11 protein-coding genes are annotated in these 13,962 nt (G+C 50.7%); 3 read left to right on the top strand and 8 right to left on the bottom strand.

Annotated features, from left to right (window positions below; all coding sequences use genetic code 11):
• Positions 1-40: 40 nt before the first annotated feature.
• The 8 genes from MHI42_RS30475 to MHI42_RS30440 form a co-directional block, all read right to left on the bottom strand.
• Positions 41-754, bottom strand: a complete 714-nt coding sequence (locus tag MHI42_RS30475) for a glycosyltransferase family 2 protein (RefSeq protein WP_342421596.1) — start codon at positions 752-754, stop codon at positions 41-43.
• 47 nt (positions 755-801) lie between these two features.
• Complete coding sequence (locus tag MHI42_RS30470) at positions 802-1,563, bottom strand: SDR family oxidoreductase (RefSeq protein WP_342421595.1); 762 nt, start codon at positions 1,561-1,563, stop codon at positions 802-804.
• A 257-nt stretch (positions 1,564-1,820) separates the two neighbouring features.
• Positions 1,821-2,474 (bottom strand): response regulator transcription factor, encoded by a 654-nt coding sequence (locus MHI42_RS30465; RefSeq protein ID WP_342421594.1) that lies wholly within the window; start codon positions 2,472-2,474, stop codon positions 1,821-1,823.
• Complete coding sequence (locus MHI42_RS30460) at positions 2,471-3,670, bottom strand: sensor histidine kinase (RefSeq protein WP_342421593.1); 1,200 nt, start codon at positions 3,668-3,670, stop codon at positions 2,471-2,473. Before MHI42_RS30460 ends, MHI42_RS30465 begins: the two co-directional genes overlap by 4 nt.
• Before the next feature lie 139 nt (positions 3,671-3,809).
• A complete protein-coding gene (locus tag MHI42_RS30455) occupies positions 3,810-6,002 on the bottom strand; it encodes an MMPL family transporter (protein ID WP_342421592.1) in 2,193 nt (730 codons plus the stop codon).
• Positions 6,003-6,157: 155 nt separating this feature from the next.
• Entirely contained in the window at positions 6,158-7,060 is a 903-nt protein-coding gene (locus MHI42_RS30450; RefSeq protein ID WP_342421591.1) for a carbohydrate ABC transporter permease, read from the bottom strand.
• A complete protein-coding gene (locus MHI42_RS30445; protein ID WP_342421590.1) occupies positions 7,057-7,923 on the bottom strand; it encodes a sugar ABC transporter permease in 867 nt (288 codons plus the stop codon). Before MHI42_RS30445 ends, MHI42_RS30450 begins: the two co-directional genes overlap by 4 nt.
• 96 nt (positions 7,924-8,019) lie before the next feature.
• Positions 8,020-9,402, bottom strand: coding sequence for an extracellular solute-binding protein (locus tag MHI42_RS30440; protein ID WP_342421589.1), 1,383 nt, complete (start codon positions 9,400-9,402; stop codon positions 8,020-8,022).
• A 150-nt stretch (positions 9,403-9,552) separates the two neighbouring features.
• Here MHI42_RS30440 and MHI42_RS30435 point away from each other — a divergent pair, with 150 nt between their 5' ends.
• The 3 genes from MHI42_RS30435 to MHI42_RS30425 are packed head-to-tail and all read left to right on the top strand — an operon-like array spanning position 9,553 to position 13,920.
• Complete coding sequence (locus MHI42_RS30435) at positions 9,553-11,346, top strand: sensor histidine kinase (RefSeq protein WP_342421588.1); 1,794 nt, start codon at positions 9,553-9,555, stop codon at positions 11,344-11,346.
• A gap of 20 nt (positions 11,347-11,366) precedes the next feature.
• Positions 11,367-12,947, top strand: a complete 1,581-nt coding sequence (locus MHI42_RS30430; RefSeq protein ID WP_342421587.1) for a response regulator — start codon at positions 11,367-11,369, stop codon at positions 12,945-12,947.
• Positions 12,928-13,920 (top strand): helix-turn-helix domain-containing protein, encoded by a 993-nt coding sequence (locus MHI42_RS30425; RefSeq protein WP_342421586.1) that lies wholly within the window; start codon positions 12,928-12,930, stop codon positions 13,918-13,920. The genes MHI42_RS30430 and MHI42_RS30425 overlap by 20 nt, the downstream gene beginning before the upstream one ends.
• Positions 13,921-13,962: the final 42 nt, after the last annotated feature.

Here is a 13,962-nt window from a genome sequence, read left to right as displayed (position 1 = left end):
AAAGACAGGCCTTTACCTTTCCTTCAAAGAATCCTGGAATTCACCTGGATTCGTTGTTGATCTGGTACAGAATCCCTCTTTTTTTGAGCCAGCCAATCACCATTGCATCCATCACGCCGGTACACCCGCTCTTCCAAATTCCATATTTAGATACGCCGTGCTTTCTTATTTGATGGGTTACCGTAACTTCAACGACCGAGAACCCGTTCATCTTGGCCAGTGTCGGCAGAAAACGGTGCATTCCATTGTATAAATGAAAGCTGTCCCCGACCTCCCGGGTGAACAGCTTCATTGGGCAGCCTGTATCATAAACCGCTTCTCCTGTAATCCAGTTGCGGATTCCATTGCCGAGCCGTGAGGATATCCTCTTAAGTCCCGTGTCTTTACGCTCCAGCCGTCTTCCGTTTACAAAATTTATCCTTTCGATAAAAGGCATCAGTCGGAATATATCCCGGGGATCGGTCTCCAGATCTGCATCCATCAGAGCGATTAACCCGCCCGTTGAACTTTTTATTCCAGCTGAAATCGCAGCGGTCTGCCCGTAATTCCTTTTGAAATGAATAACCTTCACTGCCGGGTCCAGCCGAGCGATCTCATTAAGCAGCAATGAACTCCGGTCCTTGCTTCCATCATTGACCAGGACAATTTCATAACTCTCAATTCTGCCGCTCAGCGCCTCCGTAATACTCCAATACAGATCGTTTATATTGTCTTCTTCATTATAAACCGGTACGACGACTGACAGACGGATCACCTGAAACACCTCAATTTCTGTTTAGGCATATGGCGGCAGACTGTGAGTTAGAAACCTGCTGTCCAGCCTGCATCCGCAGTAATTACAGCACCGTTGACGAAGCTGGATTCATCCGATGCAAGGAATAGAGCCACCTTGGCGATTTCCTCAGGCTGCCCGAGGCGGGGAATTACCCCTTTGATTACCTTAGTGCGTGCCGCACCAAGCTCATTTACATTGTTTATCGAATTGACGATATTCGTCATTGTCGCACCGGGAGCGATTGCATTACAGCGGATTCCTTGCTGTGCGTACATAAAACCTGTGTTCTTCGTAATGCCGACCACTGCGTGTTTGGAGGCGGTATATGCGACTCCGGCATGTGCTCCGCAGAAGCCCCCGGTCGATGCAGTATTTACGATAACACCCTTTCCTTTTGCAAGAAATATCGGCAGAGCCTTACGTATAGCCCTCACCACACTTTTCGTGTTCACATCAAACATCAACTCCCATTTCTCATCGGTAATATCACCGGCTGGCGCCATATTATCCATAATGCCGGCGTTGTTAACCAGAATATCAAGCGTACCAAAGGTGGAAACTGCCAGATCGATCATCTCATGAATGTCGTGCTCAAGGGCAACATTAGTCTGGATGGCAACCGCCTCTCCGCCGCTCGACCTGATACCAGCCGCAACGGCTTCTGCTCCTTCCAGGTTCAGATCGGACACGATGACTCTGGCACCTTCTTCCGCGTATAACTCCGCAATGGCCTTGCCCATTCCTGAGGCGGCACCTGTAATGACTGCTACTTTATTGTTCAAACGCATAATAATATTCCTCCTAGTTATAGATCCTGCAATGAATTAGGTAATGTTCTTCCATGCCTTAATCATACAGAGCGAAGGATTCTTTAACATCGTCCTAACGGGAAGAGCGGCCTGCCCTTTCGGGCAAGTAGAAACGGCTTTGCCGTCCTTTAATAAGGACGGTACCGTTTCAGCGAGAAAGATAAGGAATATTTATTGCGCGAAGCATATAAATTCTTATCTTTCAAAAAAAAACATGCGGAAACGGTCTCCGCATGTTACATATTCAATAATCCCCGCTCCAGGGCTGTAGCCACTGCCTGCGGCCTGGAATCCACACCCAGCTTGTTGTATATGTTGGTCAGATGAGCTTTAACTGTCCGCTCAGAGACACCCATATCGAGGGCGATGGCTTTGCTGGTGTCCCCCCGGGACACACTCTGCAGGATGAACACCTCCCGTTCACTGAGCAGGGAACCAGCGTCCCGGGAAGGGGCCGGAGCCTGCTGCTTGTCACGGACAGACAGGACACGTTCCAAGATATCGGCAGTGAGTAAAGTCTCCCCGCGTACCGCCGACTCTATGTTCCGGAACAGGTTCTCCCGGCTGGTGTCCTTCAGCAGATACCCTTTCGCTCCAAGCGCCAGACCTTTAATCATTAATTCATCTTCGTTGTAGGTGGTCAAAATAATAACCGGAACTGTACTATTCCTGCTCTTCAGCTGTTCCATCGTTTCCAGCCCGCTCATCACCGGCATGTTGAGGTCCATCAGAATTACATCCGGCTGCAGCACGTCTATCAAAGGCAGAGCCTGCTGCCCGTTCACGGCTTCACCGACAACCTGGAACTCATCACCTGTCTCCAGGATAAGCTTGAGCCCCTCGCGGACTACGTAATGATCGTCCACAATCAGTATTTTATACATGCTCATATGGATTCTCCCTTAACCAGTGGTGTCTCAATCGTAATCGTTGTTCCTTGGGAATTACTGAATACCTTCAACTCCCCGCCAAGAAGTCTTACCCTTTCCTGTAATCCTAACAGCCCGTAATGACCGGCCTCCCGGCCGATAGCTTCGGTGTTGAATCCGATTCCGTTGTCGGTAATTCCGATCGATAGCCGGCCCTTCTCATCCGACAATGACACCCAAACCTTGTCGGCCCGCGCATGCCGGGCGATATTCGTCAGGCATTCTTTAACGATATGGGAGCTGTGCTCCATCAGCAATCTGGATAAACGTCTGTTCAGCTTAAGGTCTGTAACTACAGGAATACCTGTCGAGTCTGTAAAATGCAGGATTTCATCTTCAACCGACTCCTTGAAATCAATTTCCGGAGCTGATTTGAGCCGTAAATTATCGATCGCTCCCCGTGCATCAGCCAAGGTCCTGCGGGCCTGCTGCATGGACTGTTTAATAATCTCCCCGGTCCTCTCAGTATTACCGCGTGACAAGTGTGCATCCGCAGCCTCCAGCCGCATAATCAGCCCCGCCACCCCCTGGGCCAGCGTATCATGCAAATCCCTGGCCATCCGCTGCCGTTCATTGGCGAGCGTCAATTCCTCCACTTTCTTATGAGCTTCCTGCAGATCCTGGAGAAAGCTCTGAATGCGCTGGCGCTCGTGCACCTGCCGGAAGAACATAATTGCAAAAGCAAACATAATGATCAGCATTAGTACAAATAGGGGGAGTAAAAAAATAATTTCTTTCGTATCTCCAACCGTCAGACCGGCGTCAAAAAAGATGATCACGCTGACAATAGCAGCAATGGATATTCTTTTGATCTGAATAGAAGAGTTGAGACTCTGGGCAATAAGCACGGGGAGCAGTCCGATTAGAACCGCCTGGTATCCGCCCGGCATCAGAATTGCACACCAGTAAATTAAAACGCCTTGTATAGAGAAATACAGCCAGAATTGTTTATTCGTAAACTTGTATGAAAACCAGTGCAGCAGTACATGGACTGAGAATAATCCTGTGAATACTGAAGGAGACAATATCTGCGGATCATGGTAAAACTGAAGAAACACAGTGGAAATATATACGACCGATGTCCAGATGACAGTCGGCAGTCTCGCTACGAACAAATCATTTATAAACTGATTAACCGTTGGTTTATTTTCTTCCACAGGATCGGCCTCCCCACGCAATTATACAATACTGAAGCATTGGTATACATCTTCCGATCCACAGATAACAGCAGGGAACCGGCTATCCGCCGATCCCTGCTGCCAGTATTCTATCTATTTCATTATCGTTATTGCGTATCTACGCCGATCTGGACACCTTCTGTGAATGCTTCAGCTCTACTTCCTTCATTACTTCCTCACCCTCGACATCCAGGTTCGGGAGCAGGCGGTCCAGCCACTTCGGGAAATACCAGGCTGACTTCCCAAGCAAGGTCATCACGCCGGGAACAATAAGCATCCGGACGATAAAGGCATCAAAGAGAACACCAAAGGCAAGCGCCAGTCCCATGACCTTAACCATCGGCTCCTCTGCCAGAATGAAGCCGGTAAATACAGCGACCATAATCAATCCGGCTGCAGTTACCACTCCGCCGCTGTGATGAATACCGGCAAGAACCGACTGTTTGGCATCTCCGCTCTTCTTGAAGGCTTCACGCATCCGGCTGACCAGGAAGACTTCGTAGTCCATCGCCAACCCAAACAGTACACCCACTACGATGATCGGCAGGAAATTGAATACCGGTGCCTCTGCATAGAATCCAAACAGCTTCTGGAAATAGCCATCCTGTACGACAAAGGTGACAAAGCCTAAGGTTGCACCCAGCGACAGAATGAATCCCAGTACAGCCTTGACCGGTACCAGAATCGAACGGAACACCAGCATCAGCAGCACAAAAGCCAAGCCGACGATGATCAGGCAGAATTTAGGCAACGCCTGGTTCAATTTCTGGGTGATATCAATGTTGACGGTAGTGCTGCCCGTTACACCAATCTTGACATGATCCTGCTGTTCAATGGCCGGGGCTTTATCCCGAATCAGATGCACAAGATCGATCGTTTCGGAATCATTAGGACCCGTTGCCGGCATGACGGTAATCAGCGACACTTTACCGGAAGGTCCGGTGACTGCCGGATTTACGGCAACCACATTGGGATAGGTTTTCACTTCCTCCATTACTTTATTAAGATTAGCCGCCGCCTCTTCTCCGCCATCCGTTTCGGCCAGAATGACCAACGGTCCGTGGTAGCCTGCACCGTAGGTCTCAGACAAGAGATCGTATGCCCGGCGTTCAGTGGTATCCGGCGATTTCTGCCCGTCATTCCCCAGGCCCGTCTCCATGTGGAAGAACGGCAGCGCAATGGTTGCCAGCAGCGCTACACCTGCCACGACAGCTATTAATGGCTGCCCGGTAACAAACCTTCCCCACAAATTCCCGCTGCCTGCGTTTTTCTGTTTGCTGCCTCTATTCCGGGAACGCTTAGCAGGAGCCTTAATCCGGCCGCCCAGCAAATCCAATACCGCAGGAACTACGAATATGGATGTCAATATTGCGGTGAGCACACAGAGCGCACCTGCCGCTCCCATCGCGGTAAGGAAGGGTACGCCAACGAACGAGAACCCCAGAAGCGCGATAATGACGGTTACTCCTGCAAACACAACCGCACTTCCGGCTGTGCCGTTCGCTATGGCAATCGCTTCGCGTCTCTCATATCCTTCTCCCAGCTGCTGGCGGTATCTGGCAATAATGAATAGTGCATAATCGATGCCGACAGCCAGTCCAAGCATCCCGGCCAGTGACAGGGCAAAGGAAGGGATATCCAATATACTTGTTCCGATGATAATCAGCATAATGCCAAATCCGAGCCCCAGACCAGCGGTAAGCACCGGGAGAACACCGGTAAGGATGGAGCCGAGTGCAACAGCGAGAATCACCAGAGCCAGCAATACCCCAAGTCCTTCAGCAGGACTGCTGGTTGCCATTTTTACATAGCCGTTCCCGATCAGTTCTGCCTGCCAGCCCGTATCCCGAAGTGAATCTGCAATTTCAAGAACGGAATCCTTCGATTCCTCTGTAACATCATCACCCGGAACGTTATAAGTAATCGTGGCATACCCGACGGTACCCTCCGCATTCAATGAATGATTGTCGTACGGACTTACAACTGAGGCTACCTCCGGGTCCGCTGCCGCTTCCTTGAGCTTCCCGGCAATCAGCTCCTTGGAGGCTTCAGAAGACAAGGTTTCGTTGTCCGGCGCCTTCAGCACCAATTGGGTTGTCCCAAGATTTCCTTGCGGATTCGGGAATTCCTTGTTCATAACCTCGAGTGTTTTCTGTGAAGCAAGCCCGGGAATACTGGTCTCCTCACCGAAATGGATCCCCATCGACAACGCCACAATCGCTGCTGCCACCACCAGCATAAGGCTCCCAATGAGGACCTTTAACCGGTTCTTCGCCGACCAATATCCCAGCCGGTATAATAATTTCGCCATAACAGTATCGTCTCCTCTGTGTAAGTTCTTCTCTATGCCCTTATCTTATAGACGTGTGAGCCTGCTGCCATCGTCCGATCGGGCGGGAAGCATCTGCCCTTTTGGGCAGACGCCGAAAAGCCCCCATATAGGGGGCCTTACCGGAAATCTTCATTTCATCCCTTAACTGATCCCACCGTAAGTCCCCCTACGAAATACTTCTGCAGAAAAGAGAAGGCAATCAGAAGCGGAAGTGCGCACAGCATACAAGCTGCAAACAGCACGTTCCATTGGGTCGGATTCTGCTGGTCGCCCATGAAGCCGAGCATAGCCAGCGGTAGCGGAGACTGCGATGACTTGGAGATAAACGTCATATTGAAGAAATAATCATTCCAGATCCAGATGCCCTGCGTGATGATCACCGATACCGTAACCGGAATCAGCAGCGGGAATACGACCGTCCAGAACCGGCGGAAGAGTCCCGCACCGTCAATATGGGCTGCTTCCTCTACTTCTTCCGGAACACCGCTGCGGATAAAGCCGGTATACAGGAAAGTGGAGAATGGCAGACTGCAGGTTACAAACATTAGAATCGGCGTGTACTGCGTGCTGGGAATCCCCAGGCTGTTGATCATTTGCACAATGGGGATCAGCACCATCTGCCCCGGGACAACCAGACCGGCCAGGAAAAAGAGGTACAGGAACTGGCTCCATCTGCTTTTGATCCGCGCCATCGGATAGGATGCCATGGCTGCGAAGACCACTACCAGCAGTACGGAAATGGCCGTCAGCACCACACTGTTCAGGAGAGCAGTTCCAAAATGCATCCGCTCAAAAGCTGTCCGGTAACTGGCAAAGGAAAGCTCATTGAACAAATTCAGCGGATTCGTATTGTTATCCGGAGACCGCAGTGAGGTGGATAATACAATCACCAGCGGAATCAGATTGAGCACCATAATCACGATGACCAGCAGCTGAAGCAGTATTTTTTTAAGTAAAGCTCCGGGGTTGAGCGCTTTACGCGTCTTTATGGCAGGCTCAGGCTGCAGTATTTTACCTGCTGTGGTTCCGCTATTCATGCTGACACCTCTTTTCTATTCATCAGCAGTACCGAGACGGCAGTAACAGCGATAATCAGGATAAACGAAATAATCCCCAGCGCCGAAGCCTTGCCGAACATCTGCTCCGTGAAGGCCATTTTATAAATTGAATAAATCAGGGTGTTAGTCGAAGTTCCGGGACCGCCATTGGTCATAATGAACGGGAAGTCGAAGGCTTTCAGCCCGTTGATCAGACTCAGCGTCGTGTTAATCGTAATCGAGGTGGCAAGCAGCGGTAGCTTCACATAACGCAGCAGCTTCCAGCCGCCGCAGCCGTCAATCCGGCCAGCCTCCAGCAGATCATTCGGAACCGTTTGCAGCCCTGCAAGGAAGATAATCATCGTTGTGCCGACATTCTTCCAAATTTCCACGAAAATGATCGAGTATAGCGCAGATGAATAGCTGCCCAGGAAGTTTAAGTTGTCATTCGGAATGCCCAGCTTATCCAGAAATGTGGCAATCATCCCGCTGTCCGGCATATAGACATAGCTCCAGATGAAGCCGACCACAATTGCACTGAACAACGTTGGAATGTACGAGATCGAGCGGTAGAAGCCCTTCCCCCGGATCTTCATGTTCAGCAGCAGCGCCAGCGCAAGTCCAATCAGGTTGCCCGCCACTACACTGACTACGGTATAAACCAGTGTGTTGCTGATCGAATTACCAAGCGTCCCTCCGTTAAACAAAGCCTTGTAATTATCGAAGCCGATATAATTGAAGGTCTGAGCAAACCCGTTATAGTCCGTCACACTATATTGAAACAGCTTGGTAATCGGAAAGATCCAAAAGGTCAAATAAAAGAGCAGCGCCGGGACTGCGAAGAAATACATCGTTTTTTTCATTACAGTAGATTTCATCTCTGTCTTATCCTCCTGTCCATAATTGTTCCGCCTCCCGCTGATAGATGACAGGTTGGCGGAACAATGATCAGTTATACCTTATTTGTTCTTCCACAATTCCTTGAACTTCGCATCCATAGCCTCTGTAACCTGCTCCGGAGTGGTCTTGCGTCCGCCAATAATTTCAGCAAATTTAGCTTCCATTTCTTCAGCTACACCTGTCGGCCACATCTGATTGGGGAAGTACACGGATTTTCCGTTATTCAGGTAGGAATCGTTGACTTCCTTGAAGAGTTCATGGTTCAGGGCCACACCTTTATATACACTGATCGAGCTGTTCGCTCCGGTCCAGGCTTTGAACAGGTCAGACTGGCCGTCAAACAGATAATTCATCACTTCTTTGGCGACATCCAGATTCTCCGACTTGGCATTCAATGCGAACCCGGCAGCAGTTGCAGCGGACACGTAAGTCGGCTGTCCTGCTTCATTCGCCGGCAGGGAGAAGAATCCGCGGGTAAAGTCAGCTGCACCTTTGGCCGTTAATGTAGCATAATCCCAGGTTCCGTCAAAAATCATCGCCGATTTGCCGTCAATAAACAGCTGAGCCGCTTGCGCACTTCCAAGTCCGAGTGAATTTTTGACCACATAGCCTTTGTCGTACAATTCCTTCATCTTGGAGATTGTAGCTGCCCATTTCGGATCTGACAGTGATTTCTCACCCGCCTGAAGCTTGGTGTCAAAATCCATTTCATCCGGGTAAACGACATTCGCGGCAATCTGATACATTCCGAACTGCAGGAACCACGGATCTTTATCCGCCAGTGAGATTGGAGTAATACCCGCGTCCTTCAGCTTCTGGCAGGCTTCAAGGAATGAAGGCCAGTCTTGCGGCATTTCCGTAATGCCCGCCTGCTTGAACAAGTCCTGATTATAGTAGACCCCCAGGTAATCCAGGCCGCCTGCGATTCCGTAAGGCTTGCCCTCGTAAGACATATCCTCCTTCGCGCCCTGGCTGATGTTATCCCAGAAGGCCAGATCGGACAGGTCGGCCGCATAACCAGCTTTGGCCATATCCAGCACTCCAAGGGATGCATTTCTCGGGAAAACCCAGTAAATATCCGGCCCTTGGCCTGAAGCAAGCTTGGTACGGATAGAAGTGAAATACTGCTCATCCGGAAGCTTCGAGGTTTCCAGCGTCACGTTAGGGAACTTCTCCTTGACGAGCTTAGGCATGATATCGAGTGCGAAATCCTGTCCGTCCGGGGCTTTCGTGCCGGATACCATCATTGTGAGTGTCACCTTCTTGGTGCTGCTGGAGGTATCTGCGGTTGCCGCAGCCGAAGCCTCAGCTTCCGGCTTGGTTGAAGCGTTCCCATTATTGGCCGGCTGATTCCCGTTGTTTCCTGATCCGCAGCCGGCAAGCAGTGTAAGCATCAACGCCAGCAGCAGCGTGCCCGTCCGTTTCTTTGATCGCGTTTTCATTAAATAACCTCCCTATTCTTCTATACCTTCGTTTTCCCGGCCGCCCTTCATCCCGGTGGCTGTATTGATATCTTAATCGTGAAAGCGGTATAATTACTTTTGCATTTAAGGTGCACTATTTTACGGTCTTCTACATCGGAGGAAACAAGCATGAAATTTGTCAGTATCAAAACGAAGCTTTTTCTGGCGCTGGTCCTTGTCTCCGTCATTCCGATAGTCATTGTCACGTATAGCTCCTATCAGAGCTATACCGATCTGGTCAACCAGCAGACCTCACTTGTTGCCTCCAACACCGTTCATAATACGGTTCAGGGCATTGAGGACATTTTCGGAAATATTGAACGCATCTCGCTGACCATCCAGCAGCAGTCTTCGAGTGCAACCGCATACAGTACGGTAAGTGATGAACTGAAGAAGCTTGCACTTACCAGTGACTCCTACGACATTTTCATTATACAGAACAAGCTGAAGCTGATCTTCGAGAATTTGCTGCTCAGCTATGATTATGTTAACGGAATTTATCTTTTTGCCCCTGACGGCAAAAACATCAGCTACGGCAGCACCGCCGAGCTTCAGGTCGGCTATGTCCCGTTCCAGGATGACTGGTATCAGCAGACCATAGCCAGCAAAGGCCAGCTTTATATCGGAGAACCCGGTGTAAAGCCCTATATTATTAATTCTGAACCTTCCCTTGTCTTCTCCCGGGCGCTTTACGATATGAAGACCCAAGAGTTCCTCGGCGTATTCATGCTGGACTGCAGTCTGGACATTTTCAAGGGCCTGAACCAGGATGCCGTACCTAATATGAGCTACTTTGTCCTGGCGAATGACGACGGCAACATTATCTATGACAGTACCGGCAAGAACACCGACACCCGGCTGCCAAGCGCCTTAATCCGCAGAACGGAGGCCATGGCGGGCGATGAGCTGGAATTTTACGACGGGGACATGTTAACTGTGATTCAAAAGCTTCCGGTCTATCACTGGAGTGTCATCGCCAATATCTCACTAAGCGGGCTGTATGAGAAATACGGGATATCCCAGAAGCTGATCGTTTACATTTCTCTGACCTGCGCGGTTATTTTCATTCTGCTCTCTATCCTGCTGTCCAACTGGATTACCAAACCAATTACCCGGCTGGCCCGGATCATGCGCAAAAACAAATCACAAAAGTTCATCACGACCGATATTGAGCCTCAGCGGGTGGACGAAATCGGCTTCCTGTATACGGAATACAACAAGATGATGAAGGACATCGATACCTTTGTCAGGGAAAGCTACCAGAATAAAATCCTGACCATGGACTCGCAGATGAAAGCGCTTGAAGCCCAGATTAATTCACATTTCCTGTACAACACGCTTGAATCTATCAACAGTATTGCCGAGATTGAGGAGGTAGACAGCATTGCAGTGATGACCAAATCCCTGGGGGACATGTTCCGTTATAGCATCAAGACCGACAGTGAGCTGGTGCTTGCCCGGGAAGAGCTGCAGCATGTCGATAACTATATGACCATCCAGCAGATCCGCTATGGCAGCAAAATCCGTTATGTCAAAGAAATGGAGCCGGCTGTGCTGGATGCCAGAATTCTCAAGCTGATTCTTCAGCCTTTGGTGGAAAATGCCGTCTACCACGGATTGGAGAACAAGAAGGGCAGCGGATTGCTTCTGCTCAGAGGCTACCTGGAGCCGGAGAGCGGGCGGATTATCTTTGAAATCCGCGATGACGGGATCGGTATTCCCGCCGAACGGCTGAATGAAATTCAGGAGCTGCTGGAGCTGCAGCCTGAGTTCATGGGACTGGGGCATCGCAGCAGACAGAGCATCGGCATTAAGAATGTGCACTCCCGCATTGCGCTCTATTACGGCTCTGACTTCGGACTGGCGATTACCAGCGAACCTGCGACGGGTACGGCCATAACCTTGACTCTCCCCTCCAAATAACACTGAAAGTAGGCTGGACCATGTACAAATTCATCATTGTCGACGACGAGCCTTTGATTCGCCAGGGCCTGCTGAAGAAGATCCGCAGCGTAACTGCTGAGCTCAGCTTCTGCGGTGAAGCAGACAACGGCGAGGATGCTCTTGAGCTCGTCCGCACACAGGACCCGCATCTGATCTTCACCGACATGCGGATGCCGGTCATGGACGGCAAATCATTGTTGCGGCAGCTTCAAAGCCAATATCCCGATAAAAAGATCATCGTCATCAGCGGTTACTCCGATTTCGAATATATGCAGGAGGCCATTTCGGCACGGGTAGTCCACTACCTGCTGAAGCCGTTCAGTAAAGACGAGATCCTTGGCGCTATCTCCAAAGCAATAACCGCGATCGAAAGTGAGCAGTCCTCCAAGGCGGAGACGCTGAGCATCACCAGAGAAGCTGAGCAGCTCAGTCTGCTTGGAGATATGCATGCCCTGCTGCAATATATTTCCGGATTCTATCCCGTGGAGCACCCGCCCGTGTTCCGCTCTGCCCCCATGCGGAATCTCATGTCTGCCGGCAGAATGGTCCTGTTAACTCTCTATACACCGGAAGAATTAGCTGCCCAGGAGCCTGCTTTGAAGGGGACCTGCCTGTTTCTTCTACACCCGCAGAGCAGGAAGGTGGCCTTCTCTCTCCAGCTCTATGACAGTTCACTTCCAGAGACCGAGATCCTGGAGCTGGCCGCCTCCGAAGCCCGGAAGCTGATTGCCGGTACAGGACCCCAGGCCTGCATTGGCATCAGCAGTGTAACAAGCACTGTGTCCGGGCTGCAGCAGGCACGCGAGGAATCTATGTCTGCCTTGAACTGCCGTGCCATCGCAGACCAGGGCCAGTATTTCCTCTACCATCCCGGCAGCTACCAGACCACGCCCGTGATGTGGGAAGGCAGCCGGGACCTGATCTTTTTCATTGAATCGGGCAACACAGGCAAGGTCACTGAAGGGGTGCACGAATATTTTGACTATTACCGCGGGCAGCCTGCAGCGACCATTCATCAGCTCAAAGAGAATTGCCGGCAGATCATCGCAGAGGTCAAAACGCTGATCTCGGCTTACTTCCCTGCCCAGAACGGACAGCATCCATCTTCGAGCCTCGAGGCCGTGCTCAGCATCTCATTCGATGCTGAGGAGATCCGGCTGTACTTCCTGACGGTGCTCACCTCCACTGCGGACTTGCTCAAGGAGCAATCAGTATACTCTTCTCCAAATGTCATCGACAATGTGAAGGTATATATCCGCAAAAACATTGCCTCACCCGTCACACTTGAGCATTTGTCAGGTCTGTTCTACATCAGCCCGAGCTATCTGAGTTTTCTGTTCAAAGAAAAAACCGGTGAGAATCTGATTGATTATGTCAACAAAGAGCGTATTGAGCGCGCCAAGCTGCTGCTGCGCACAAGTGAGGATAAGATTTATAAGATCGCCAAAGCTTTAGGAATCGACAACGCCAAATACTTTTTCCGGCTGTTCAAGAAAATGACGGGACACACACCGGAAGAATACCGGAAGCTGTGTGCAGCCGGAAAGGAGACCGGACCGGATGGATCACCGGGAGCTTGACCAGGAGCTGCGACGCCATAATACCATAGAAGCCAAGCAGCGGCTCACCCGCCGCAACATCGAAGAGTTCGGCGGCCAAGAAATGACCCTGCCGCCCGGAGAACGGGTTCCGCGTCTGCCGGAACACCTCTTCTTCTGCCAGGGTGATTATCATATCAGCAAGCACCACAGATTTGCGGCGATGCCGGAGCATACCCATTCTTTTATCGAGCTTAATTACATGTACTCCGGCCGCTGCCGTCAGAGGATCGGCGGCTCTGACATTGAGCTGACTCAAGGCCAAATCTGCCTACTCGATACGGATATGCCCCATTCGATATCCATTCTTGAAGAGGATGACATTCTGATTAATATTCTGATGCGTAAGGAAACGCTGAGCGCGGCATTTCTGACACGCCTCGGCATTGACGGGAGATTAACCGACTTTCTGGTCAATGCCCAGTCTCCTTCCACCGCCCATGACCGTTATCTCCTCTTCCGCTCGGAGCACTACCTGAACCTTCACCATATTCTCGCCAGCCTTATGTGCGAGTATTTCGATCCCCGTGAGTTCTCGGCAGATATGATCAGCGGCTATATGGTCATCGTATTCACGGAGCTCATGCGGGTACTGAACCAAGATCCTGCGCTAAGCGGGCTTCCTTTGACCAAGCGGGCCGATCTGCTGGAGATTCTGCAGTATCTCGAGCGGCACTTCCGTCATTGTTCCCTGAAGGATCTGGCTGCGCACTTTAATTTCAATCCGAATTATCTGGGCAATCTACTGAAGAAAAGCACCGGCAAAACCTTCGGGGAGCTGGTTCAGGAGCACCGTATGGCTTATGCCGCTCTCCTGCTCACCAGCAGCGGCAGCTCTATCGGAGAGATTGCCGGCGAATGCGGCTATGAAAGCCTGAGCTTTTTCCACAAGAAATTCGTTGAGCGCTACGGGCTATCTCCGCTGCTCTACCGCAAACATAACCAAACAACCTGAGACGCCGCTTGCTGCGGATGCTCAGGTTGTTCGTGCTGCCTT

This window comes from Paenibacillus sp. FSL E2-0178 (assembly GCF_038593005.1).
GTDB lineage: Bacteria > Bacillota > Bacilli > Paenibacillales > Paenibacillaceae > Paenibacillus_AQ > Paenibacillus_AQ phytohabitans.
The sequence above is the reverse complement of the archived record's forward strand: the minus strand, read 5'-3'. Positions and strand labels throughout refer to the sequence as shown.